We start from the raw sequence: 23,271 nt of genomic DNA, 5'->3' as shown, positions 1-23,271 counted from the left end.
ATACGACATGAAAACATCTTTCGCATTCACACGACCCGCCAGGACGCTGGCGCCGCTCGCCCTCGCGGCGGCGCTGGCTGGCTGCTCCATGGCACCGAAGTATGACCGGCCCGCAGCGCCGATCGACACGGCCTATCCCTCGGGCGCGGCCTATGTGGAACTGGCGGCCGCGACGCCCGACGACGCGATCACGGCCGAGATCGGTTGGCGGGACTTCTTCCGCGACCCGCTGCTGCAGCAGTTGATCGGCATTTCGCTGGAGAACAACCGCGACATGCACAAAGCCGCGCTCAACGTGGAGGCGGCTCAGGCGCTGTACCGTATCCAGCGTGCCGAGATGCTGCCGAACCTGGGCGTTTCCGCCCGCGGCGCGTCAGAGCGCGTACCGGCCGACCTCAGTACCACGGGGCAAAGCGACGTGCTCCGGCGCTACGACGTGGCCGGGGTGACGGCCGCCTGGGAGCTGGACCTGTGGGGCCGCATCCGCAGCCTCAACGACCGGGCGCTGGCGTCCTACCTGGCCCTCGACGAGACCCGCATCGCCACGCAGATGAGCCTGGTGTCCGAGGTGGCCAGCGCCTACCTCACGCTGCGCGCCGACCAGGAACTGCTGCGCCTGACGAGCGACACCCTCGCCACACAGAAGCGCTCCTATGACCTGACCACCCAACTGGTGGAAGCGGGAAATTCCACGCAGCTCGACCTGCGCCGCGCGGAGATCGCGCTGCGCACCGCCGAGGCCAACCGCGCCGCCTACACGCGGCAGGCGGCCAAGGACCGCAACGCGCTGGTGCTGCTGCTGGGCCAGCCGCTGACGCCGGAGCTGTCCCGGCAGCTTGACGAGGCCGTGGCGCTGCCGGACGACATCGTGCCGACCGACCTGCCGAGCGGCCTGCCGTCCGAACTGCTCGCGCGTCGGCCGGACATCCGCGCCGCCGAGCAGATGCTGATCGGCGCCAACGCCAACATCGGCGCGGCGCGGGCCGCGTTCTTCCCGACGATTAGCCTCACGGGCTCGGCGGGCACGGCCAGCGCTTCGCTGGACGGCCTGTTCGATTCGGGCTCGCGGGCCTGGAGCTTCCTGCCGCAGATCACGCTGCCCATCTTCCGCGGCGGCGCGTTGCGAGCCAATCTGGACGTGGCACAGGTACAAAAGAGGATCGAAATCGCCAACTACGAGAAGTCTATCCAGGCGGCCTTTGCTGAGGTGGCTGACGGCTTGGCGGGCAAGCGCACGCTTGATGAGCAGATCCGCTCGGAGCAGCTCCTGGTAGCGGCTAGCCAGAAAGCCTACCAACTAGCCGAGCAACGCTTCCAGGAAGGCGTGGACGACAACCTCACCTTGCTCGATGCGCAACGCACACAGTACGGTGCGCAGCAGACCCTGGTGCGCACGCGCCTGACGCGGCTGAACAACCTCATCCACCTCTACAAGGCGCTGGGTGGCGGCTGGACTGAGCACACGGTGCAATCGGGCGCCACCGGGCAACCATCCGCCCGGTCGCCGGGATAAGGGCTATGCGCAACGGCGGCGTTCCCCATCGTTGCGCACGGAGAACCGGATGAGGATCGGTGAACTTGCGCGCTTGACGGGCACCCCCCCGGAGAACATTCGGTTCTACGAGCGGGAGGGCCTGTTGCAAGCCCCGGAGCGGTCACGCAACAACTATCGGCGCTATGGCCCGGCCCATGTCGAACGGCTTCACCTGATTCGCAACTACCGTGCCTCGGGAATCGGCCTGGATGACGTGCGCCGCCTACTGGGTTGGGCACATGAGGGGTTCCTGGAACCTGAGCTGCTAAGGCAGGCTGTCCAAGGCCATCTCGCCTGTGTTGAGGAACGCATGGAGCAACTGATCCAGGTGAAAGAGCACCTGCTCGCATTGGCCCTGCACGGTGCTGCTTCCGCCGGGGCTTCCGAGGATGGACCGGCTCGCGATGGTTCGTGAGCATCGCATGTCCATATAACTGAATATATATTCATGCGTGTAATATTTCCGGCCAGACAAACGAATAAGAAAGACGCCCATGACCGACCAGAGCATCACGCGCCGAAACATCGGCGTTCTCACCGCCGCGCAGGCGCTCGGCGGCGCCAGCGCGCCCATCGTGATGTCGCTGGGTGGGCTGGTCGGCCAGCAGCTTGCCAAGAATTCGGCCTGGATCACCTTGCCCGTGAGTCTGTTCGGCCTGGGTCTTGCCATCGGCACCTTGCCTGCCGCCTTCATCATGCGGCACCATGGCCGCCGCAACGGATACGTGGTGGGGGTCGGCTTCGGCGTGGCCTCGGGCCTGATCGCCGCGTTGGGCATCATGCTGGCCTCGTTCTGGATCTTCTGCGCCGGCACCTTCCTGGCGGGCTTCTACGGCGCGTATGTGCAGAGCTACCGCTTCGCAGCCGCCGACACCGCCGAGGACGCGCTTAAGGCCAAGGCCATTTCCTGGGTCATGGTGGGCGGTCTCGCGGGCGCCATCATCGGGCCGCAGTTGGTGATCTTCACGCGCGATGCGGTAGCGGGCACGCCCTACGTTGGCAGCTTCCTCAGCCAGGCGCTGCTGCCGCTGATCGCCTTGCCGATCCTGCTGATGCTGCGCACGCCGAGCCAGACCCAGGCCGAAGCAGTCGCCGATAGCGGTCGGACGGTGCTGCAGCTCTTGGCGATGCCGCGCTATCTGCTGGCCGTGGCTGCGGGCGTGGTGTCCTATGGGGTGATGGCGTTCGTGATGACGGCCGCGCCGGTGGCGATGGTCAACCACGGGCATTCGGTGGACAACGCCGCCCTAGGAATACAGTGGCACCTGCTGGCGATGTTCGGGCCGAGCTTCTTCACCGGGCGACTGATGGTGCGCTACGGCAAGGAGCGCGTGACCGCCGTCGGCATGGTGCTGCTCGCCGCCTCCGGGGTGGTGGCCCTGGGCGGGCTCGGCCTGTCCCACTTCTGGGGCTCGCTGGCGCTGTTGGGCATCGGCTGGAATTTGAGTTTCATCGGCGCCACGGCGATGGTCACCGACTGCCACACCCCGGCCGAGCGGGGCAAGGCGCAGGGCATGAACGACTTCTTCGTCTTCGCCGCCACGGCGGCCGTGGTGGAAAATCGCATGTCGCGCGCAACGAAGCACAGGCCGTCGGCAATTTTAAAGAATATTAACTGTTTTTAGTAGTGAGGTTTCCAATGTCAGATATTATTCCCGGATATTGCACACTTTGCCGTTCGCGGTGTGGGACGCTGAGTGAAGTAGCAAATGACCACCTGATCAAGGTACGGGCTAACCCTGAACACCCTAATGGTAAGGCCATGTGTATGAAGGGGAAAGCGGCACCTGAGCTGGTGGACAGCGCAAATAGAATTCTGTACCCGATGAAGAGAACTCATCCTAAAGGTGCAGAGGATCCGGGCTGGCAACGTATAAGTTGGGAAGAGGCTATGTCAACGATAGCCGGACAACTGGAAAAATTTAAACGAGAGGATGGAGCTGAATCTGTCGCTTTCGGCTTTACGAGCCCAAGCGGTACCCCCCTCAGTGATGCAATTGAATGGTTAGAGCGATTTGTTCGTATCTATGGCAGCCCAAATACCAGCTATGGAACTGAGATATGTAACTGGCATAAAGACGTTGCACATCGATGGACCTTTGGCTGCGGCATTCCTGTTGCTGATTATTCCCATGCCGATCTTATTCTTCTTTGGGGGCATAACCCCGCGAATACTTGGCTTGCCCAGGCTAGTGCGATTGGTACTGGTCGAAATAACGGCGCAAAACTGATTGTCGTGGATCCTCGCCCGACACCCTTAGCGAAAGAAGCAAATGCCTGGCTTGATGTCAATCCTGGAACTGACGGTGCATTAGCTTTGGGGTTAAGCCATCTCCTGGTAGAACGAAACCTGTTTAATCATGAGTTTGTTCGAAACTGGACTAATGGTCCTTTGTTGGTTCGAAATGATAATGGTTATTTTCTTCGGGAAAAAGATATTAACCCACTTGCCATCAGTAATCGCTATACAGTTTGGGACGAACACAACCAGCAAGTCACATTTATCGATTCCGAGACTCGAACTGAAGAAACGCTGATGCCTACAGCTGCACTTGAGGGCAATGTTGAAGTCGCAATAGCTGATGGTGCAAAAATTTCCTGCCAAACGGCGTTTTCATCTTTTAAAGATATGTTGGCTAATTATGACCCAGAAAACGTAAGCCGTATCACCGGGGTATCTGTTGCGTCAATTGAAGCCGCTGCGAGTTTGATTGCCGGGGCCAAGAAAATCGCCTACCACAGTTGGTCTGGAGTGGCTCAACACACTAATGCCACCCAAACAGAACGTGCGATTGCGACACTGTATGCTTTAACCGGTTGTTTCGATCAGGAAGGATGTAATCGAATCTATGCCAGCCACCCGGTAAATGTGGTTAATTCACCGACATTGATGCCTAAATCACAATGGGATAAAGCATTAGGCCTTGAAGAAAGGCCTATCGGGCCGCCTTCACAAGGTTGGGTTCATTCTCAGGATATCTGGCATTCAGTATTAGAAGGTACACCCTATAAAATTCGCGGGTTAATTGGCTTTGGTGCCAACATATTACTTTCACAAAGTGATACTTCTCTCGGACAACAGGCGCTTGAGGCGCTTGAGTTTTATGCCCATGTAGATTTGTTTGAAACGCCTACATCAAAGTATGCTGATATCCTTCTGCCAGTTAACACTGCCTGGGAGCGCGAAGGCCTAAGAACCGGGTTTGAAAGTAGTGCTGCTGCTCAGGACCACATTCAGTTGAGAAAAAAAATGGTCTCTCCGCGCGGTGAAAGCCGTTCCGACCTTGAGATTGTTTTCGATCTTGCATGCCGGTTAGGAATGAATGAAGCGTTCTTCGACGGCAATATTGAGGCAGCCTGGAATTATCAACTAGAACCATTAGGTTTGACTGTTGAGATGCTCAGAAATAAGCCAGAAGGTTACGATATCCCGCTTGAGCATAAAGTCAGAAAATATGCTTTCAGAGACCCAAATAGTGGATATCTGGCAGGTTTCAATACAGAAACAAAACGTGCAGAGTTTTACTCTGAGATCCTTCATCACTATGGTTACAATCCTTTACCTGAGTATGTACAGCCGCAAGAATACCAGCGCAACGATCCTGATTATCCATTAATGCTGACATCCGTTAAAAGCGGATTCTTCTGTCATAGCCAACATCGAAGCCTGACTAGCCTACGAAAAAAAGCACCTTATCCAACGGTAGACATTTCGGCAACTCTGGCTGACGAAGAAGGTATCAAGACGGGGGATTGGGTAGAAATTGAAACGAGAGCAGGTCTTGCTCGATTTAGAGCAAAAGTGGAAGCCAAACTCTCTCATGAAACTGTAATTGCTGAGTTTGGGTGGTGGCAGGCTTGTCCTGATTTTGGCAAACCTTCATACCCGGTTAAAGGTGAGTACAGTAGCAATTACAATAGTTTAATCAGCGGTGATAGCTATGATCCAGTCAGCGGTGCTTTACCTTTGCGTTCATTCCGCTGCCGCATTCGCCGCTTGAATGATTTTGAGCTGATAAGGCGCCCCTGGGAAGGTCGTAAAACATTCAAAGTCATTGAACTGAAAAAAGAAGCAGATAATGTTACGACAATTACCTTCCAATCGAACAGTGAAGGCTACTTACCTGATTATGAACCGGGCCAGCATATCACTGTTAGCTGTTGTCCGATGAGCGATTCTGAAGAGATCGTTACCCGGGCGTATTCGCTGACAGGCCCTGCGTTTGTTCATGACCGTAAAACCTATTCCATTTCTGTCCGTCATCAGAAAGCGACTGATGAGAAAGGTGAGTATGTTGAAGGAATAATGTCATCCTACATAAACACGCATTTGCAGATAGGCAAGGATGTTGAACTTACCCCTCCTGGGGGGAATTTCATTGTCCCGCTCAATGCCGTCCAGCCTGTCGTAATCTTTGCTGGCGGTATTGGAATTACTCCATTCATTTCCTATCTGGAGTCTATTAACCCCCAAGCGGAAGGTCCGGAGATCTGGCTTTTCTATGCTAATCAAAATAGTAGGCTACATGCGTTTAAGAAAAGAATTGCGGAGCTAAATGCGTCTATTGACAGGCTTAAAGTAATTAATATCTACAATCAGCCCCTCGACTGTGATATTCCAGGATTGGATTATGATAGAGCTGGTTACGTTGGTGCGGGAGATGTCGAGGCATATCTTATTGAGAATAATGCTCGTTATTACATGTGTGGTCCGCAGCCTATGATGGATGCGATATCGCGAGGGCTTCAGGAGAGAGGTGTACCTGCATTTGCTATTTTCTACGAGATATTTCGTTCTCCAGCAAAAATAAATAATGATCCCTCATTACGTCATAAAGTCATTTTTGCAAAATCAGGAAGAACAGAGATTTGGACCACGGATAAAGGTACTCTACTTAATTTTGGGGAAAAGCTTGGGATTCAAATGCCTAGTGGTTGTCGTGTTGGACAATGTGAAAGCTGTTCAACTAGGGTGATTGCAGGGAACGTACAGCATCTGAATGGTGTGGAGCCCTCTGATGAGGGGGCATGTTTGACATGTCAGTGCATTCCTGCCGGTGATATCACGATTGATGCTTGAGGTAAGTACTAGCTATTAGCATCCTTTACATCAGGCCATTTCAGTGGCCTGATTTTTTCTATGAATAACATTATGTTTTAAACAATTTTCAATTTTTTGTACGAATTCACCTCAATAGCCGATTTAATCAATTTTATCAGTGCGATCTTTCTAAGTTTTTATCATCCTCCCCCTTGACCTTCCAGTTACTACAAGCTTTAGCCTGTAAGAAATTATACCAATTGCATTAATTAATTGACCAACTTTATCCACTCTCTCCAACAGAGATTTTTGACTCGTTCAACATCCGCAATGAATGTATTCCAAGCGCGAGAGACCTGTTCCACTATTTCTTCGTAACCTCGAAATACGCGGTTTGATAAGCAACGTTGCCGTAACCATTGCCATACTTGCTCCATCGGGTTCAGCTCCGGAGAATAAGGTGGGAGTTTTAACAGACTGACATTGGTAAATGGGCTGGCCGTATCGATCGTATGCCAGCCCGCGCCATCCATTACAACAACGGCATGACGCCCAGGCTCTGTCGCTTCACTTATTAATTTCAGATGCTGCTTCATCACCTCTTTATTCACAAGAGGGCTGATAAGCGCCTGAGTATTACCATTGCTCGGACACACCGCCCCAAAGACATAGCCATAATCGAATTGCTGTTGCTTTACTACTCTTGGCCTGCTGCCCTTGGCTGCCCATATTCTGGACGTCTGATTTTGCTGACCGAATCGTGCTTCGTCTTGAAACCAGACGTCAACGCGATCCAGAGGAAGATGACCGGGAGTGTGAAGGATCGTTTCCAGCAGGAAATTTTTTAAAAGTGTCCTGGGTTTGTTGTGATTGTTTAGGGTGTTTAGAGCGACTGGTTATCCAACTGAAACCGAGCGCATCCATGATGCGGTATACGTTTCGCAACTGATAATCGATTTGGAAGGTGTCGCTAATGTATTGTCGTACATCCTGTGCAATCAAACGCCCCCCCTCCTTTTTAACCGCATTTTCTTTGATAAAATGTGCGATCTGTTCTCGCTGGGAGACGGAGAGCTGACAGGGTCTACCCGGACTAGGTTTGGATTGCAGACCTTCAAGTCCGTGCGCCAGATAGTTGGATACCCAGGTATTAACACTGCCTCTGGCAACCCCAAGGTAAGTTGCTATCTGGGTTCGTGTTTCCCCATTCTTGAAATGATACAAAGCTAGATAGCGGGTTCGCAGTTGCCCGTTGGAGGTTTGCTTTGCTAATTGTTTAAAGTCGTCGGCTGTATGCATATCAAAATCACTCGAATATGAATACCACTATTAGATCAAACTTTTAAGACAATTGGTATTACTACAGACGCCAACTTCGGACTGGCCGAAGAGTTTTGGTGAATGAAAGGATCGTTATGATGAAAATGAAAGTTGGGATATTGCTGATGGCAGTTGCAGTGACAGCCAATACAGAAGTGGTACTTGCAAATGATGATGCAAGCGAAACGCAAAAAAAAACTGCAAATGCGCCTGCAGGTCCACAGGTACCCGTGGCTGTTGCCGTATCACGGAATATTATACCTTCTGCTGAATTTACCGGTTCTTTAGCGGCTATTAAAACAGTGGAGCTACGCCCCAGGGTAGGAGGGGCAATCGAATCTGTTACGGTGCCGGAGGGAAGTCTGGTTCAGAAAGGACAGATGTTATTTCAAATCGATCCGCGGCCCTACCAGGTTGTGCTTGATAGTGCACAAGCGCAATTACGACAGGCAGAAGCTCAGGCGTTCCAGGCAAGCCGCAATTACGAGCGTATTAGCCGTCTGGTAAACGGAGGTGCTGTTTCGCGTAAAGACTATGATGATGCATCTTCTGAGAAAAATGCCCGCGTTGCACAGGTTCAGGTATCGAAGGCTGCAGTCGAAGCAGCAAAGCTGGATTTGTCATACTCGCGTGTGACTGCGCCAATTGATGGCCGTATCGATCGGATTTTAGTAACTGAAGGTAACTTGGTTAGCAGCAGCCAGGGGGGGGCCGCGACTCTATTGACAACAATCGTTTCGTCCGACCCTTTATATGTTTATTTTGATATTGATGAAGCGACATATCTCAATACTGTCAGTAAGGCTCGGCCTGATGTTGTCGGACGTAGCAACGAAAAATTACCCGTACATATAGGTCTGGCAAATGAGAAGGGGTATCCGCACGGGGGGGCGCTTGATTTTGTTGGCAACCAAATTGATCGTAATACCGGCACTGTTCGTGTCCGGGCTATTATCCCGAATGCTGATGGTCTTCTTACTCCTGGAGCATTTGCCAGAGTTCAGTTAGGCACTGGTAGTGAGCAAAAAGTAATTTTGGTAAACGATCAAGCCGTAGGCACAGATCAGGGCAATAAGTATGTCCTTGTTGTTGATGCCAATAATAAGGCGCAGTATCGCCCGATAGTGTTGGGGCCAATGGTCGATGGATTACGTGTTATCAGCGACGGTCTGAAGGCCGGGGAAAAAATTATCATAAAAGGGCTCGTACGACCGGGGATGGCCGTTACGCCAGACATCGTATCGATGCAAACGCTGTTGAGCGTACCTGAGAGGCAGCCTGAAGGTGCATCTAAAAAATCGAATGGCAAAAATGAGGGAGGTAGTAAATGAAATTTCCTCATTTCTTCATCCAGCGCCCCATATTTGCAATTGTCTTATCAGTTTTTATGCTGATAGCGGGTTCTTTAGCGTTTTTTCAACTTCCTCTCAGTGAATATCCGTCCGTAACACCGCCAACCGTTCAGGTAACGGCAAGCTACCCCGGAGCAAACCCCAATGTAATAGCAGATACTGTTGCCGCCCCGCTTGAGCAAGCCATCAATGGGGTTGAAGGCATGCTTTACATGAGTTCTCAAACTGCTTCTGACGGCCGAATGATTTTAACCATCTCTTTCAGACAGGGAACTGACCCCGATATTGCGCAAATTCAGGTTCAGAATCGGGTATCACGGGCTTTGCCTCGGCTACCAACGGAAGTCCAGCAAATAGGGGTTGTGACTGAAAAAACCTCGCCGGATATTCTTATGGTGGTGCATTTGTTCTCTCCTGATGAGCGTTATGATCCACTTTATGTTTCTAACTATGCAATGTTAAACGTACGTGATGAGCTTTCACGCTTACCAGGTGTCGCAAGCATAGCGCTGGGAGGTGAAGGGGAATATGCCATGCGAGTATGGTTAGATCCTAATAAAGTGGCTTCCAGAGGGTTAACATCAAGTGATGTCACTGCTGCGATTAAAGAACAAAACGTTCAGGTAGCGGCTGGCTCTGTCGGACAGCAACCTAATGCATCGTCATCATTCCAGGTCACTGTGAATGCCTTAGGGCGCCTAACTACTGAGGAACAGTTCGGCGATATAGTTATTAAAACCGGAGATGACGGACAAATTACGCGCTTGCGTGATGTGGCTCGTCTTGAACTCGGTTCAGATAACTACTCCATGAGGAGTTTACTAAATAATAAAAATGCAGTGGGTATGCAGATTGTTATGACCCCGGGCGCCAATGCACTTGAGGTGTCTGCATCGGTAAGGTCAACAATGGAACGCCTGAAAGTAAGGTTTCCGGAAGGTATTCAGTACAGTATCGCTTATGATCCGACCGTGTTTGTTAGTGCTTCCCTGAAATCTGTCACGACGACTTTATTAGAGGCCACAATATTAGTTGTGCTGGTCGTGATGCTATTTTTGCAAACATGGAGAGCATCAATCATCCCATTGATCGCAGTGCCTATTTCATTAGTGGGTACGTTTGCATTAATGGATGTATTTGGGTTCTCACTCAATACGCTATCTTTATTTGGTCTGGTTCTTTCAATTGGTATTGTTGTTGATGATGCAATCGTTGTGGTTGAGAACGTTGAGCGCCATATTGCAAAAGGACTCTCACCAAAAGACGCCGCAAGAAAAGCAATGGACGAGGTAACGGGGCCAATTCTGGCTATTACCTCAGTACTGGCAGCTGTGTTTATTCCATCAGCATTCCTCTCGGGGCTTCAGGGCGAATTCTATCGTCAATTTGCATTGACGATTGCTATCTCAACGATTTTATCGGCTATCAACTCCTTAACATTGTCTCCGGCATTAGCTTCCGTACTACTGAAACCACATCAAGGTATAGAGAAGCAAGATTTGTTGACTCGTGTAATGGATCGTTTTTTCGGATCTTTTTTCCGTCGTTTTAACCGTTTCTTTGATAGCCTGTCGAATTCCTATGTTGGGACGATTCGACGTATCGTTCGCGGAAGTACAATTGTACTCATTCTGTATGCTGGTTTTCTGGCACTGACCTTCCTGGGCTTCAAACAGGTTCCTGGTGGTTTTGTGCCTGCTCAGGATAAATATTGCTCTTTTGTCAAATACATAGAATCATCCTATGTATAAGGCCTGAGTTGCTACAATCGAGGTCCGATGGGCTCCCGTCTCTACGTCATTTGAGAACCGCGATGAATAACCGCTTCACACTCCCACAGGCGCCGCGGCGTTCGCTCGTCGATTCGACGATTGAGCTGATCCGCGGCCAGATCGAGGGAGGCGCCTGGAAGGTCGGCGAGCGCATCCCCAGGGAGCAGGAACTGGCCGAGATGCTGGAGGTTGGCCGCAACACGGTGCGGGAAGCCATTCGCGTGCTCTCGCACGGCCAGGTCCTGGAAGTCCGCCAGGGTGATGGCACCTACGTGCGAACCAATATCGATCCGGCCGAGGTCATGCGCCGTGTCGGGCGTTCCGGCTTGCGAGAGCACTTCGCGTTGCGCTGCATGCTGGAAACCGAGGCGGCCAGGTTGGCCGCGGTGCATCGGTCCAAGGCGGACGTTGGGCTGCTGCGCCGACTGTTGAAGGCCCGCGGCGAGCAGGAGCAACACGCATCGAGCGCGGCCTTTGCCGAGGCCGATACGGCTTTCCACTGCGCGATCGCCGGGATGTGCGGCAACGGCGCGCTGGCTGAGCTGTACCGCTACTTCGCGAACTCGGTCCGCATGAACACGCTGACTGCGCTGAAGGACAAGGAACTGCCCGAGCCGGGTCTCGCGACCCATGAGGCGATCGTGGATGCTATCGAGCGCCAGGATGGAGAAGCAGCTGCGGCGGCTGTGCGGAACGTGGTCGCTCCGCTGATTGCGGCACTTGAGAAATCGGGTTGATCCGAGCGCGACTCCCGCGCTGGCAATGCCGCTTTCCATCGAGCAGCCGGTCGCCGGCCCCGTTGATCGGAACGCGGGTTGTTTCCCGGAGAGCACGCGGTAGCCGGTCCTCATGGATAGGCCCTTGGTGCGCTACAGCGACCGGACGGTGCTGTTCATATCGAATCTTCGACGCGACCACCCGCCAGGACATACCGGGCCAGCGCCTCGGCATCGGCGTGGGTGGCCCGGGTGGACTGCGGTGTACCGAAAGCCTGGACGAGCTTTGGCAGCATGGCCTCCAACTGGGCTCGCTTATCCGAATCCGGTTCGACGTGGATGAGCGCGAGCAATGTGCCGCCAAGCGTCTCCTTGTGAGTCTTCAGCCAGACGCCGCGCTGAGCGCGATCGTCGAGAGTCTCTTCTGGCCCTCCCGCGACGTAGATAAGCACGAAGGGCTTTCCGCAGGCGACGAGTTCATCCATTTCCGCGCACCAGGCGCTGCTGTATCCGTTGTAGATGCTTGCGCCGTCGAAGCGGACGATGGGGAAATCGCTGGTGTCGTGAACTTTCGGTTGCTGGGACATGATCCTGGACTCTCGCTATTAACGTCCTAACATCCTACCTTTGTTGAGAATTACTTGCAACTGAAATGGGCATGGGCACACCGCCGTGCAGCGCCAAGTGACGGGCGAAATAAGGGCTTGACCTTCCAACAATGGGAGGCCCTACAGTGAACCCATCAACCTCATTCAAGGAGTTTTTTCATGAAGGTCAACAAGTTCAGCCTCTTGTTCATTGCGGGCGCCGTCGTGGTCGCCGCCGGCCTGATGGCCGTCCAGAAGAAGGTGGTCGTCCCGTCGGGTGAAGCGATGCAGGCCAGTGCGGGCGGAGGTCACCAAGGGCACGCGATGCCCTCCAGCGCCTCGGCCAATGACAGTCCTTCCACGACCGCGTATCGCGCCGTGAACGACCAGATGCACGCCGGGATGGGAGCGCAGTTCACTGGCAACGCCGACGTCGATTTCATGCGTGGCATGATCCCGCACCACCAGGGCGCGATCGACATGGCCAAGGTGGCGCTGCAGTACGGCAAGGACCCGGAGGTTCACAAGCTGGCCCAGGAGGTCATCACCGTGCAGGAAGGCGAGATCGCCATGATGAACAAGTGGCTGGGCGACAACGGCCAGCAGGCGGCGGCCGGCAGCTCGGGCGATGCCTCGACGGCCGCCTACCGTGCCGGCAACGACCGCATGCATGCGGACATGATGATCGACTTCAGCGGCGACGCCGATGTGGACTTCATGCGCGGCATGATCCCGCACCACCAGGGTGCGATCGACATGGCCAAGGTGGCGCTGCAGTACGGCAAGAACCCGGAGGTCCGCAAGTTGGCTCAGGAGGTCATCTCCGCGCAGGAAGGCGAGATCGCCATGATGAAGAGTTGGCTTGTCGCTCGGGGCAAGTGAAGGCACGACCATGAACCAAGCCAACACCCCGCGCATCCTCATCTATAGCACTCCAACTTGCCCGGACTGCCGGGCACTAAAGGAGTGGTTGTCCCAGCAGGGCATCGCGTTTGAAGAGCGCGACCTGACCGACCCGAAGATTTCCGCGGAGGCCAAGTCACGAACCGGCGTGCGCGTGGCCCCGATCACGATCGTCGGCGACGAGGTCTTCTATGGCACCTTCGCGAGCCAGAAGCCGAGGCTGATGAAGGCGCTCGGTCTTCAGTGAGCCGCTGAAGGAAGACCGTGGTCACGGGCGGAGTCGCCGGTGCGGACCCCGGTCGGACCCTGTAAGCGCTGTTGTGGACGCGTCTGCACGCAAAGCTCAAGACCGTGAGGCATTCTTCGCCGACGACGCTCGGCGCTTTCGCCTGCGGTCGTTGACATCACGAGAGGAATTTTTATGCGATCGACATCATCAGCCACCTCCCTGCACGTCGCCATTTCCGAGGGCATCACAGTCGCCAACGACCTGCCGTTCGTGCTGTTCGGCGGCATCAACGTCATCGAGGATCTCGATACGACCCTGGCTGCGGCTGAGCACTTCGCGGAGGTGACGCGCAAGCTGGGGATACCCTTCGTTTTCAAGGCGTCGTTCGACAAGGCCAATCGCTCGTCGATCCATTCTTTCCGAGGTGTCGGCCTGGAGGAAGGGCTGCGGGTCCTCGATGCGGTCAAGTCGCGGTTCGGATGCCCAGTCTTGACCGACGTGCATGAGGTTGAGCAGGCCATGCAGGTCGCTGCCGTTGCCGACGTACTGCAAGTTCCGGCCTTCCTGGCCCGGCAGACCGATCTGGTGGCCGCCATTGCCCGCACCGGTCGGGTAGTGAATGTCAAGAAGCCGCAGTTCCTCAGCCCGGGCCAGATCAGGCATGTCGTCCACAAACTGCACGAGGCTGGCAACCCGCGCGTCCTGCTGTGCGAGCGTGGCACGCAGTTCGGCTACGACAATCTCGTCGTGGACATGTTGGGCTTCCGCGAAATGAGCGTTGCCAGCAGTGGCCTGCCACTGGTGTTCGACGTAACCCATAGCCTGCAGCGGCGAGAAGCGGATGCGTTGGCTTCGGGTGGGCGTCGCCAACAGTTGCCCGAACTCGCGCGGGCCGGCATGGCGGTCGGCATTGGCGGTTTGTTCCTCGAAGCACACGCCGACCCGGCGCATGCACGTTGTGACGGACCCAGCGCTCTGCCACTGGACACGCTCGAACCGCTGCTGCGGCAGGTCAAGGCGGTGGACCAACTCGTCAAGTCGTTCGAGCCTCTTCGGATCGACTGAAGCTTGCCACCCGTTCAAACAGAACGTGTGGCACTTCCCCTCTTAGTCGGCTATTTGAGCGACAGATAAGGATTGTTCGGTGGAACGGCATCGAATATGTGCGATGGGTCTTCGAGCAAATAGCCATGCACCTGGCGCGTTTTGCGCGGTCCCATGACCTCGCACGTCCTGATGTTCAGACCCGATGGCTGTTTCCTGTGGAGTCCGAGTTTTTCAAAGCGCTTCTGCACCCACTGCCAGTCCTGCAGGGCCGCGTCCTTCGCAAGCGGCCCAATGGTTGGATGCTCTTGTGCGTAGCGCTGGAAAACACCAGGGCTGATCAGGTAAACCGTGTCGGACACGGTATGTACCAGGGCCTTGGCGTCATTGATGATGAGCTTGCGGGTCTGGACGGCCTGTTTCAGCCAGGCCATGAAATGCTCGCCCGATGGCCGCCCGGTAAATGAGGCGAAATCGTGCGGCGCAGGCGCGGCGGTCGGCGCCGAAGGACCTGGGGCCGATGCGGGAGGGTCGAGCGGCACCGCTGCATCGTCGGCACCCTCTGGCGGGGCTTCGACGGACTGCTCCGGCTCAGGCGTTGTCTCGAACATCGCCAGCATGCTTTCCAGTGGGTCGGCCGGATTGCGCTGCGTGCTGGGAGGTATGGCGTGACTTCCGCCCGACTGATCTGGACGGCTGCTTGCTGCGGGCTCCTTCTCCGTTGCCACCGCTGCTCCAGGTAGCAATGCAGCGTCGGGTGCGGACGGGCGCGGCCCGTCCTCGGCCTCGCCGGCGTTGTCCACGGTCACGGTTCCCGCAAATGGGCTGGGTCGCTCCGAGGGCTCCCAGATCAGCGCCGGGGCCAGGCGCAGGAGCGTGAAGGCATGGGACCAGCCACTCTCACTGGTAATAGTTGCGCGCCAGATGGCCTTGCCGGAGGCGGTGGGCTGCAACATGGCATGATCCTGTAGCACGTTGAACACGGCCGTGTTGTTCGCGGGGATGCCATCGACCCCCTGGGACAGCAGGTGCGCGCGCAGCTTGTCCGAGACTGTCTTGCTCACCAGCCACAGCGCGTCCTCGGTGAGCCAGCCATCGGAGGCCTCCGGCTGGTTCAGTTTCAGCTCTTCCTTGAGCAGGTAGCGCAGCCCGTTGACCAGCTTGCGTTGGAGCGAGTGCTTGGGCGCGGCCATGGCGCGCGCGGGATCGCCGCCCAGCTCCTGGGCGACGGAGGCGCGGTCGGCCTGCACGACAAGCTCGCCCAGAACCCCGGCGTGCTCGTACTGCCCAGCCAAGACGTAGAGCAGCGGCGCCCACAAGGATGGATAGCCACTGAGCCAGTCCAGCAGATCGCGATTGAGCAATTGCTGGTACAGCAAGCCTGTCGCGGCGCTATGAAGCCGGTACTCGCGGTCGTCGCGGTAGCGGAAGCGGTACGGTTGGCGCAGCGGGCCGTGCCATGGGTGCCAGGTGCTGCCGTCGGCCAGCTCGACGTGCAGATCGACGGCCACCTTGCCGATGTCATGGAGCAGTGCGGCATAGGCGACGGCCGCAGTCCAGGCTTCGGCCTGCGCCGCCTGGTCTTCGGGGCTGGCCCCGATGGGCAGCAGATGGGACTGCCGCAGCTTTAGGCTGTAGGCGACGATTTCGAGGCCATGGTCGAGCATGCCGCCCGGGTAGGCATGGTGATGCGCTTCGGAAGCCGGGAAGGCCTGGACCAGCTCGGCGTAGCGCTCCAGCGGCGCGCGGTACAGGGAGGCGAACTGCTTGCGCGAAAGCGAGGTGCGCTGCCAGATGTGTTCCAGCAGCTTCTGCCGGCGCGGGGTGGCGAGCAACGATGCGGCCGACTCCGGCCGCATCAACCCTTTCGGGAGGTCGGTGGCGGGTGCTGGCGACGGCGCGGCAGCGACCGGGGGCCGTTTTCGCTGGAACAGGGAGAGCATGTCGGTGTCCTGATGGCGGGCCGGGCGGGAGGCCTTTTGGCCTTTTCAAGGTAGGGCCTTTCCCCTTGCACCCCATTCCCTTGCCGTTTCGACCCTTTGGCCTTTAACCGTTTCGGTATAGCGGGGCCTGGGCTGCGGCTCCAGCGTCAATGCGGAACCCGCACGAATGGATTAGACGGCGACCTGGCGCTGGGCCCCGGCCTATGCTGCCGGGGCGCTACACCGCCAGGTAGGCTCCCACCCGGGCGACTAAGTTGACAAATGCGACAAAGGAGACTAGAGTGAATCCTGTCTCAAACCTACCTGGGAGCTGACCATGCCCACTGCGATCGAATTCATTGCCGACCGGCTGCCGCGAGTCACGGTGGAGGATGTGCGACGCTTCGCCGATACCGTCGAAATCCGGGATGCACCGGCGTTCGCGGCTGAGTTGCAGGCGTTCATCCACGAGCGCGTGGAGGCGGTGACGCTGCCCGCCAACCTGGAAGGTGAAACGGTGGCGCAGGCCTTGCAGCGCAAGGCGGCCGCGTTGCGCTCCGACACGCGCTGGACACCGGCTGAAACCGATGTCCAGCGAGGCCGCGCCTTGCTGCTGGAAGCCTTCAACCAGCCGGACAACCTGCCGCCTGCCGAGTTCGCCAAGCTGGCGGACAAGTCGCGCCAGCAAATCTACAAGGACATCCTCGCCCGTCGGCTGCTGGCGCTGAACGTGGGGCCGCGCGGCCAGAAGCTGCCCGACTGGCAGCTCGACCCGGTGAAGCAGCAGTTGACCCAAACCGTGCTCCAGGAGGTCGAGGGCATCGACCACTGGACGATCTACCGCGCGCTGTCCGAACCCCTCGAAGGCCTGGGTGGTCGCTCGCCCGTGGATGCGGTGACGCATGGCACGATCGATGACGTGGCCGAGGCCGTGTTCAACGTGCTGGGCGTCCAGGTGCATTGAAGCGAGACCGCCATGAGCCACGAGCTGCCTTCGTTCCTGATCGATGCCGGTGAACTGCTCCAGCATGTGAGCCGCGTCGTCTATCGGGGCAGCCCGCTGTACTATGGCCGCAGCAGCACGAATCGCTACGATGACCCAGCGGGGGCCTACGGCGTGCTCTACCTGGGGCGCGACCTGCCCACGGCGCTGATGGAGTCGGTGTTTCACAAGCACCAGTGGCTTGCGGACACGCAACGCTCGATCGCGCTGAAAGAAGTCCAAGCCCGGATGGTGCGCGCAGTAGGCGTGATGGACGACGTGTTTCTGGCCGATCTCACGGCGCAGGGCGTCATGGCGGGCTACTTCGGCCTGAACCTGGAGCAGTTGGCCAGCCGCGACTACACGCACACGCAGCGGGTGTCCGCCCAGGTGCATGCGATGCTCGGAGATGATGGCCAGGCGCTGTTCGACGGGGTGCTCTATCCGTCGCGCAACAACTATCCCGCCAAGAGCATCGCCCTGTTCGAGCGTGCGGGAGCGAAGGTTGGCGTCATCGAGGACATCGACCTGGTGGACCATGTGGACTGGCCGCGTTTCGTTGTTACCTACCGCATCGGCGTTGAACCCGACCCCGGCCCGGTGGGGCCGGATGACGAAGCGTCCTGAAGCAGCAAGAAAACACATTGAAGCCGCAAACCGAATGAAGTGGAGCAAACTGGAATAGGCATTCCTCAACAGCAGGAGACGACCATGAACACGACGACCCGCACCAGCACCGCAGAACGCCTCGGCCGCGCCTTTGGCCGCGGATGGCGTGCCTATGCGCGACGCGAACGGCGGGCGTCGAACTGGTTGGTGTCCAAGGGCATGCCGCGAGCTGGCGCTACCGCGCTCGTGTGGGTAGCCAAGCTGGCTGTACTGGGGGTGCTGCTCTACGTTGCGTTTTGGTTTGCACTCGTGATGCTGGGCGTTGCGGCGGCGGGATGGGCTGCTGCTGCAAATACTTCGGATGAGGACGAGTGGCCTTTCACCGACCTCACCGAGCTGCGCAAGACGCCGGGCTACGATCCCAACCTGTACAACGACACGTCGCACGAGTTGTACACCGACGACTGACCGGCCTCGCGCTATTTCAGTTTTCCTCCGGTGAGCGCCCCGGCACCCTTGCCGCCAGCTTGGCCGGCGCTCTTGCTGCCATCGGAAAGTCCCTGGATGACGTGCCCGGCCCGAATCCCAACCCAGGTAAGGCTCGCCAGCCAGAATCCCGGCAGAACCAGGAACATCGTGCCCATGACGAACATCAGGAGCATGTCGCCGAAGGCGTTGTTCAACCCTACCAGCGGGTCAAAGTTGGTGTGCGGCCGGTTCCAGCCAAAGCCCCAGCCATAAAGCGCGTCCAGAATCGTTGAATCGATCCAGCGTGCGAGCTGGAACCAGAAGTCCGTGAAGAACAGCGCGAACTGCACGACGCTGACGGTGACGACCGTCTTCAGGTCGTAGGTGCCCACAACCAGCACGAGCGGGATGCAGATGACCAGCGCCATCTTCAGTAAGGCGAGGATCATGGGCAGGGATTGGCGCACGACATCCATGGCAGGAAACGCGGCAATCGCGCCGACTGCCATCCCCACGTCGCCCGTGGCGCGCGTCACGATGTTCGGCAGGGTCTTGTCGATCTGGCCGCCGTAGTCCGTATAGACGCTGCCCTGGTTCAGTTTCTGCTGCCGCGGTGACGCGATGGCGCGGATCACCGAATCGTCCACCTCGGCCCGGCTGAGGAACCCGGCCCAGCCCGCCAGGCGATTCAGCAGGGTCGGGTCCACTTGCCCCAGCAGCCGCGCGCGCAGGCCGTTGCTGCCGTCTGACCACCACTGCCTGCAGGTCGGGTAGCCGCCACCATTGGCAACCTGCGCGAGGCCTGCATCGCGGGTGTCGTCATAGGGCCATGCCTCGCGCGCCGTGCTGGAGCGGTAGCTGTCGTAGTAGCCACCCGTGTCCGTGAAAAAGCGCGAGCCGATCCAGGTTACGTCGTGCATCTGCTGCTCATCGAGATCCGGGCGCTGCATGAACAATTTGGCCCGCGCAGGCCCATAGCAATCCCGCGAGAAGTCCGCGACCTCCTGAGCCAGTACCGGGTCGTCAATGCGGGTCGCGTCGATCTCCATCCTCATCTGCCGCAGGTCCGTACCGCACGGGATCGCCGCTACCGAGGCGCTCGTGACGGCGCGCGAGAGCGCGTGCATGAAAGCCCACCAGACCGGCACCTTCGCCGACTGGTTGTTGATGGTGCTGAAGGACTGCGACCAGCCGGTTTCCGTGGGCTGCGGCACGCTGACCTGGCACTGCGCCGAGCGCGAGCTGTCGTACTGGATGGTGCTGAGGTCCACGTCGATGAACGGAATGCCCGCGAACATCACCACCACGATCGCGACGAACACCCGGTTCTCGATACGGGCGGCACTCAGAACGCCTTTGTTGCCCTCGTCAGCGCCTTCCGCGCGGGCCTTCAGCCACTCCTGCACGACGATGGCGACGAAAGGCAGCGCGAACACCCCGCTGGACACCAGCACGGCCCAGATACCGTTGTTGACGATCCAGGACACGAGGGTGAGGTAGTACTCCAGATAGTCGGTCGTGAAGAGCGTCATGGCCCCGATCTCCCCTCAAGCGGCCTGCATCAACAGGCTGGCTTCCAGCGCGACGATGGCGACGACGCCGGCGACCTCGGTACGGATCAGCCGGCGCCGCGCCTGCCCATCTGTCCCGCTTTGGTCTTCGCGGGCCAGCACCCGGCGGCGCATCCAGAACCATCCATAGGCCGTTGCCGCGTACACGCACAGCCGCCAGATGAAGAAATACCCTGCGGAGGCCGCCAGCCACCGTTCCCAGCCTGCAACGCTGCCGACCAGGTTGATGCCCGCGACGTTCGCCCCCACTGCGGCGGCAACGATAAGCACCAGCCACAGCAGCGTCTTCGCCGCGCGCCGGCTGAACAACCAGCGCAGCGGCCGCCAGGCCATGCGCGCCGGGCTCATGGCCGACTCCCCGGATTGCCCTTCTGGAGCTGGTCGAGACGGTCCGGCACAGGATCGCCCTCGTAGATGCCGCGCGAACCGGCCGCGCGCGCGCCGTGGCGCTGGATGATCGCCATGGGCGAGTTGTTCGCCAGTTCGCGCCGCAGCTCCAGTTCGGTCTTGAGGTTGCGAATCTCACGGTCGAGCGTGTCGCTCTCGTGGTTCACCGCCTCCACGGCAAGTTCGTTCGCCGCGACGTTGGGCTCCTTCTTGCCCGTGAGCAGCGTGCGCTGCAGCAGCAGCGCTTTCTCCAGCACGGATGCCAGCGCGACCTCGGACGCGAGGCGCTGCGACAGCAGGTGCTGGTCGGGCTCGTCGCGCAGCGCCTCGATCACGCCGCGCGTGATCGGCAGCGACGCACTGCCAGCTTCGCGCAGGTTCTCCGGCGTCGTGTTCTTGGCCTTGGTTACCAGGTCCTGGAGCGCCTGCAGCTTGGCGTCGTACTCCTCCTGGATCAGCGGCGTGAGCCCGACGCCCGGCGTCGTCTCGGTCTTGGTGCAGGTATCGCACGTGCGCTGCTCCTTCTCGCCGAGCACGCGCGTGGCCCACTCGACGGCAGCCTGCGGCGAGGTCCAGGTCTGGCACGAGAGACTGCTGCAACTGGCCGGCGCAATGGACGAGGTGTCGGTCACGCCGCGGCCGTTGACCAGGTTGTAGCCAGCGCGGGTGACATCGCCGACGACCTTGATCGCGGGCTGGCCGGAGCCGCCCGCGTTGCTGCCCCCGACCCACGGCACGCCGTCATTGCCGCGGCGCGTCTCGGCCTGCTCGATGGCCGAGACCGCATCCGTGCTCGACACGGCATCGCGCAGCGCCAGCCCTTCGGCCATCTGGCTCCAGCCGAGTTGGCCGCCCGCCGTTTCGGCCATCTTCTCGGCCATGGCACGGCACGTCAGCTTGCTGCGGTCGAAATCCAGCCGCGCCTGCAGCACGCCATTGGTGAGCAGGTTGTACAGACCGGGATCGGCCCGCTGGATGATCAGTGCGGGCAACGATGCCACCGCACTGGTGGCACTCTGGATCACCGACGACATGATTTGCTGGAAGCCGTTGGTAATGCCGTTAAGTTGGTTCTTCAACGTGGTCTGGATGCTCATGTCGCCGCAGATCAAGTTGCTGTTCCAACCCACGCCGACACCGATGGAGCGCATGCCGGCTGCACGTCCCATCGACACGGCGTTGCCGCCACCGATCGAGTACATGACGTCATCGCCGATGACGCTGCCGCTGGTCTGGTATCCCAGTTGACCCCAGGCCACGCCGCTGCCCAGCGCGAGCGCGCCGGCCAGTGCCAGGACGATCTCCGTGCGACGTACCCGGCGGGAGAACGGATTGAATGCAGGACGGAACTTCATGGCACCCCCTCAGAGGAAATCGACGCTGCCCAGGAACACCTGGCCCCGGCGCTCGCAGCAGGCATACGGCCGCCACAGCGCCCATGCGTAGTCGCCTTGCTGGGCCTGGGTAAGGAAGCCGCTGCGCGGGAAGACCGTGCAGGACGAGGACAGGACGGGCGTGAGTTCTTGCCACTTGCCGGTCGAGGCATCGCCCTCCATCAGCGCGCCGGCCGGCCAGTAGCCGTCACGGGAGTTGGCAAGCAACGGCTGATAGACGTGGATCTGCCCGCGGCGCGTGACCACATCGCCCGCACGCTGGGCCACCACTGCGCCGGCCTTGAAGTCGTCGGTCTGGTGCAGGAAGCCGCCACGGGGATACACGTTGCCCCAGAGATTCATCGTGGTACGGGCACCGACTTCGCGCCGGCCCGGAATCAGCGCTTCCGGGTAGGCCATCTCGGGCACGTTGTAGCGCCAGGCCAGCGTATCCAGGGTGCTGAGCAAGTACGGCATAAACGCCGTGCCCGCGCCCTCACAGAAGTAGCCTGACGAAGAGACGAACTGGTTGAACACCTCTGCGCCGGGGTGACCGATGACATCCGCGTTCTTGAATTTGGCGAGGCTGTTTTCGTGATCCTCGTTCGTCGTTCCGTCGCCGCCAGCTTGGGCGGACGGGTTGGGCGTGCTCATTGCCTGGACTTCGACCCAGGGGTTTTCTCCGGTATTCGAGTACGACGACACCACTGCATCGGGGATGTAGTGGCGCACCTTGATCGACGTGCGCACGGTGCAGCCCGTCCATGTGCAGTAGAGCCAGTAGCAGATGCCGACGACGCGGTATTCGAGGCAATCGGGCGATGCCACCGAGCCGATGATGGTCGCTGTATTGAGGGCGTAGCTGCCCGTGGCGCTGAGCAGCAGCAACGAAGCCACGCCAGCGCGCAGGCGGCGCATCAGGTCGAATGGTCGGGTCACGGCTGGGTCCTCCGGTGCTGCTCGATGCGCGCGACAGCGCGAGCCACATCCGGCTCGCCATAGACCACATAGCGCCTGTCCACCACCACGGCCGGGAGGCTGGTGATGCCGAGGCTCCATGCGTCGGTAACGCCTTGGTATGCGGAAGCGATGCGTCGCTGCAGATCGGCACCGCCGCCATTCAGCCGGCGCTTGACGATGGCCGTCGCCTGTTCGGGGTCGGTGGGCAGTCCCGCGGAAAGCTCCGCTTCAATCCTGTGGGCTTCGTCCAGCTCGATCAGCCGCTCGCCGCCCATGGTCTTGACCGGGTGGCGGCTGTCGGTGACGACCACCACGTCGGCGGCGAAGGTGGCCGGGCTGAAAACGGCCAGGGCTGCCGGCAGCGCCACGGCCCGGCCGAGGGTTCGCCAGCCCGGCGCGAACCTGGAAAGGGATGCTGTCATGTCGCGTGCCCTTGAAGTTGATCAGAGCAGTAGTCAAACGCGAAGCCGACGCGGCCCCAACAAACAATGCGCATCGCGC

The 23,271-nt window shown here is 58.6% G+C and carries 20 protein-coding genes and 1 pseudogene; 13 read left to right on the top strand and 8 right to left on the bottom strand.

Annotated features, from left to right (window positions below; genetic code table 11):
• Positions 1-7: 7 nt before the first annotated feature.
• The 4 genes from ACOKS3_RS21345 (at position 8) to ACOKS3_RS21330 (ending at position 6,614) form a co-directional block, all read left to right on the top strand.
• The gene (locus tag ACOKS3_RS21345) at positions 8-1,513 is read left to right on the top strand and encodes an efflux transporter outer membrane subunit (protein WP_003821143.1); all 1,506 of its coding nucleotides are present in this window, start codon (positions 8-10) and stop codon (positions 1,511-1,513) included.
• Positions 1,514-1,562: 49 nt separating this feature from the next.
• Positions 1,563-1,949 carry a MerR family transcriptional regulator gene (locus ACOKS3_RS21340; protein WP_015912830.1) on the top strand — a complete coding sequence of 129 codons (387 nt, stop codon included), beginning with the start codon at positions 1,563-1,565 and terminating at the stop codon, positions 1,947-1,949.
• 79 nt (positions 1,950-2,028) lie between these two features.
• A complete protein-coding gene (locus tag ACOKS3_RS21335) occupies positions 2,029-3,159 on the top strand; it encodes an MFS transporter (RefSeq protein WP_049285238.1) in 1,131 nt (376 codons plus the stop codon).
• Positions 3,160-3,173: 14 nt separating this feature from the next.
• Positions 3,174-6,614, top strand: a complete 3,441-nt coding sequence (locus ACOKS3_RS21330) for a molybdopterin-dependent oxidoreductase (RefSeq protein ID WP_073661981.1) — start codon at positions 3,174-3,176, stop codon at positions 6,612-6,614.
• A gap of 230 nt (positions 6,615-6,844) precedes the next feature.
• Here ACOKS3_RS21330 and ACOKS3_RS21325 read toward each other — a convergent pair.
• A protein-coding gene (locus tag ACOKS3_RS21325; RefSeq protein WP_161789755.1) for an IS630 family transposase occupies positions 6,845-7,874 on the bottom strand; the annotation gives its coding sequence in 2 pieces (ribosomal slippage) (positions 6,845-7,421 and positions 7,420-7,874; 1,032 coding nt in all).
• Between the two features lie 119 nt (positions 7,875-7,993).
• Here ACOKS3_RS21325 and ACOKS3_RS21320 point away from each other — a divergent pair.
• The 3 genes and pseudogenes from ACOKS3_RS21320 to ACOKS3_RS21310 all read left to right on the top strand — a co-directional run bounded on the left by ACOKS3_RS21320 (position 7,994) and on the right by ACOKS3_RS21310 (position 11,756).
• Positions 7,994-9,226 (top strand): efflux RND transporter periplasmic adaptor subunit, encoded by a 1,233-nt coding sequence (locus ACOKS3_RS21320; protein WP_073661980.1) that lies wholly within the window; start codon positions 7,994-7,996, stop codon positions 9,224-9,226.
• A pseudogene (locus tag ACOKS3_RS21315) lies at positions 9,223-10,956 on the top strand (efflux RND transporter permease subunit); the annotation flags it as partial. The gene ACOKS3_RS21320 and the pseudogene ACOKS3_RS21315, both read left to right, overlap by 4 nt.
• Before the next feature lie 104 nt (positions 10,957-11,060).
• The gene (locus ACOKS3_RS21310; protein WP_003821135.1) at positions 11,061-11,756 is read left to right on the top strand and encodes a FadR/GntR family transcriptional regulator; all 696 of its coding nucleotides are present in this window, start codon (positions 11,061-11,063) and stop codon (positions 11,754-11,756) included.
• 155 nt (positions 11,757-11,911) lie between these two features.
• Here the strand turns inward: ACOKS3_RS21310 and ACOKS3_RS21305 are convergent, their stop codons facing one another.
• The gene (locus ACOKS3_RS21305) at positions 11,912-12,322 is read right to left on the bottom strand and encodes a hypothetical protein (protein ID WP_012614065.1); all 411 of its coding nucleotides are present in this window, start codon (positions 12,320-12,322) and stop codon (positions 11,912-11,914) included.
• 180 nt (positions 12,323-12,502) lie between these two features.
• Between ACOKS3_RS21305 and copM the strand changes: the two genes are divergently transcribed.
• The 3 genes from copM (at position 12,503) to kdsA (ending at position 14,519) form a co-directional block, all read left to right on the top strand.
• Entirely contained in the window at positions 12,503-13,204 is a 702-nt protein-coding gene (copM, locus tag ACOKS3_RS21300; RefSeq protein ID WP_003821133.1) for a CopM family metallochaperone, read from the top strand.
• Positions 13,205-13,214: 10 nt separating this feature from the next.
• On the top strand, positions 13,215-13,472 hold the full coding sequence (locus tag ACOKS3_RS21295; RefSeq protein ID WP_003821132.1) for a glutaredoxin family protein: 258 nt from the start codon (positions 13,215-13,217) through the stop codon (positions 13,470-13,472).
• Between the two features lie 174 nt (positions 13,473-13,646).
• Positions 13,647-14,519: a 3-deoxy-8-phosphooctulonate synthase gene (kdsA, locus tag ACOKS3_RS21290; protein ID WP_003821131.1), complete on the top strand. Its 873-nt coding sequence runs from the start codon at positions 13,647-13,649 to the stop codon at positions 14,517-14,519.
• Between the two features lie 50 nt (positions 14,520-14,569).
• Here kdsA and mobH read toward each other — a convergent pair whose 3' ends face one another.
• Positions 14,570-16,441, bottom strand: coding sequence for a MobH family relaxase (gene mobH / locus ACOKS3_RS21285; RefSeq protein ID WP_003821130.1), 1,872 nt, complete (start codon positions 16,439-16,441; stop codon positions 14,570-14,572).
• A gap of 316 nt (positions 16,442-16,757) precedes the next feature.
• Here mobH and ACOKS3_RS21280 point away from each other — a divergent pair, with 316 nt between their 5' ends.
• The 3 genes from ACOKS3_RS21280 (at position 16,758) to ACOKS3_RS21270 (ending at position 18,479) form a co-directional block, all read left to right on the top strand.
• Entirely contained in the window at positions 16,758-17,384 is a 627-nt protein-coding gene (locus ACOKS3_RS21280; RefSeq protein ID WP_003821129.1) for an integrase, read from the top strand.
• Between the two features lie 12 nt (positions 17,385-17,396).
• Positions 17,397-18,029, top strand: coding sequence for an RES family NAD+ phosphorylase (locus tag ACOKS3_RS21275; protein ID WP_012614066.1), 633 nt, complete (start codon positions 17,397-17,399; stop codon positions 18,027-18,029).
• A gap of 84 nt (positions 18,030-18,113) precedes the next feature.
• Positions 18,114-18,479 carry a DUF3742 family protein gene (locus ACOKS3_RS21270; RefSeq protein ID WP_003821127.1) on the top strand — a complete coding sequence of 122 codons (366 nt, stop codon included), beginning with the start codon at positions 18,114-18,116 and terminating at the stop codon, positions 18,477-18,479.
• An 11-nt stretch (positions 18,480-18,490) separates the two neighbouring features.
• Here the strand turns inward: ACOKS3_RS21270 and ACOKS3_RS21265 are convergent, their stop codons facing one another.
• Genes ACOKS3_RS21265 through ACOKS3_RS21245 form a run of 5 tightly spaced genes read right to left on the bottom strand, consistent with a single transcriptional unit; the run spans position 18,491 to position 23,192 of the window.
• Positions 18,491-20,011 (bottom strand): conjugal transfer protein TraG N-terminal domain-containing protein, encoded by a 1,521-nt coding sequence (locus ACOKS3_RS21265; RefSeq protein ID WP_003821126.1) that lies wholly within the window; start codon positions 20,009-20,011, stop codon positions 18,491-18,493.
• A gap of 15 nt (positions 20,012-20,026) precedes the next feature.
• Entirely contained in the window at positions 20,027-20,398 is a 372-nt protein-coding gene (locus ACOKS3_RS21260) for a hypothetical protein (RefSeq protein WP_003821125.1), read from the bottom strand.
• On the bottom strand, positions 20,395-21,792 hold the full coding sequence (locus tag ACOKS3_RS21255) for an integrating conjugative element protein (RefSeq protein WP_122048404.1): 1,398 nt from the start codon (positions 21,790-21,792) through the stop codon (positions 20,395-20,397). Before ACOKS3_RS21255 ends, ACOKS3_RS21260 begins: the two co-directional genes overlap by 4 nt.
• 9 nt (positions 21,793-21,801) lie before the next feature.
• Positions 21,802-22,728, bottom strand: coding sequence for a TIGR03756 family integrating conjugative element protein (locus tag ACOKS3_RS21250; protein WP_205301664.1), 927 nt, complete (start codon positions 22,726-22,728; stop codon positions 21,802-21,804).
• Positions 22,729-22,745: 17 nt separating this feature from the next.
• The gene (locus tag ACOKS3_RS21245) at positions 22,746-23,192 is read right to left on the bottom strand and encodes a TIGR03757 family integrating conjugative element protein (protein WP_003821119.1); all 447 of its coding nucleotides are present in this window, start codon (positions 23,190-23,192) and stop codon (positions 22,746-22,748) included.
• Positions 23,193-23,271: the final 79 nt, after the last annotated feature.

This window comes from Pseudomonas sp. HS6-2 (assembly GCF_049325675.2).
In the GTDB taxonomy this organism is placed as follows: Bacteria; Pseudomonadota; Gammaproteobacteria; order Pseudomonadales; family Pseudomonadaceae; genus Aquipseudomonas; species Aquipseudomonas putida_N.
Note: the sequence above shows the minus strand (reverse complement) of the source record. Positions and strands in the feature narration are given on the sequence as shown.

Coding starts and splice junctions, on each gene's coding strand:
- ACOKS3_RS21345 (WP_003821143.1), top strand. CDS start 8: ATGAAAACATCTTTCGCATTCACACGACCCGCCAGGACGCTGGCGCCG.
- ACOKS3_RS21340 (WP_015912830.1), top strand. CDS start 1,563: ATGAGGATCGGTGAACTTGCGCGCTTGACGGGCACCCCCCCGGAGAAC.
- ACOKS3_RS21335 (WP_049285238.1), top strand. CDS start 2,029: ATGACCGACCAGAGCATCACGCGCCGAAACATCGGCGTTCTCACCGCC.
- ACOKS3_RS21330 (WP_073661981.1), top strand. CDS start 3,174: ATGTCAGATATTATTCCCGGATATTGCACACTTTGCCGTTCGCGGTGT.
- ACOKS3_RS21320 (WP_073661980.1), top strand. CDS start 7,994: ATGAAAATGAAAGTTGGGATATTGCTGATGGCAGTTGCAGTGACAGCC.
- ACOKS3_RS21310 (WP_003821135.1), top strand. CDS start 11,061: ATGAATAACCGCTTCACACTCCCACAGGCGCCGCGGCGTTCGCTCGTC.
- ACOKS3_RS21305 (WP_012614065.1), bottom strand. CDS start 12,322: ATGTCCCAGCAACCGAAAGTTCACGACACCAGCGATTTCCCCATCGTC.
- copM (WP_003821133.1), top strand. CDS start 12,503: ATGAAGGTCAACAAGTTCAGCCTCTTGTTCATTGCGGGCGCCGTCGTG.
- ACOKS3_RS21295 (WP_003821132.1), top strand. CDS start 13,215: ATGAACCAAGCCAACACCCCGCGCATCCTCATCTATAGCACTCCAACT.
- kdsA (WP_003821131.1), top strand. CDS start 13,647: ATGCGATCGACATCATCAGCCACCTCCCTGCACGTCGCCATTTCCGAG.
- mobH (WP_003821130.1), bottom strand. CDS start 16,441: ATGCTCTCCCTGTTCCAGCGAAAACGGCCCCCGGTCGCTGCCGCGCCG.
- ACOKS3_RS21280 (WP_003821129.1), top strand. CDS start 16,758: ATGCCCACTGCGATCGAATTCATTGCCGACCGGCTGCCGCGAGTCACG.
- ACOKS3_RS21275 (WP_012614066.1), top strand. CDS start 17,397: ATGAGCCACGAGCTGCCTTCGTTCCTGATCGATGCCGGTGAACTGCTC.
- ACOKS3_RS21270 (WP_003821127.1), top strand. CDS start 18,114: ATGAACACGACGACCCGCACCAGCACCGCAGAACGCCTCGGCCGCGCC.
- ACOKS3_RS21265 (WP_003821126.1), bottom strand. CDS start 20,011: ATGACGCTCTTCACGACCGACTATCTGGAGTACTACCTCACCCTCGTG.
- ACOKS3_RS21260 (WP_003821125.1), bottom strand. CDS start 20,398: ATGAGCCCGGCGCGCATGGCCTGGCGGCCGCTGCGCTGGTTGTTCAGC.
- ACOKS3_RS21255 (WP_122048404.1), bottom strand. CDS start 21,792: ATGAAGTTCCGTCCTGCATTCAATCCGTTCTCCCGCCGGGTACGTCGC.
- ACOKS3_RS21250 (WP_205301664.1), bottom strand. CDS start 22,728: ATGCGCCGCCTGCGCGCTGGCGTGGCTTCGTTGCTGCTGCTCAGCGCC.
- ACOKS3_RS21245 (WP_003821119.1), bottom strand. CDS start 23,192: ATGACAGCATCCCTTTCCAGGTTCGCGCCGGGCTGGCGAACCCTCGGC.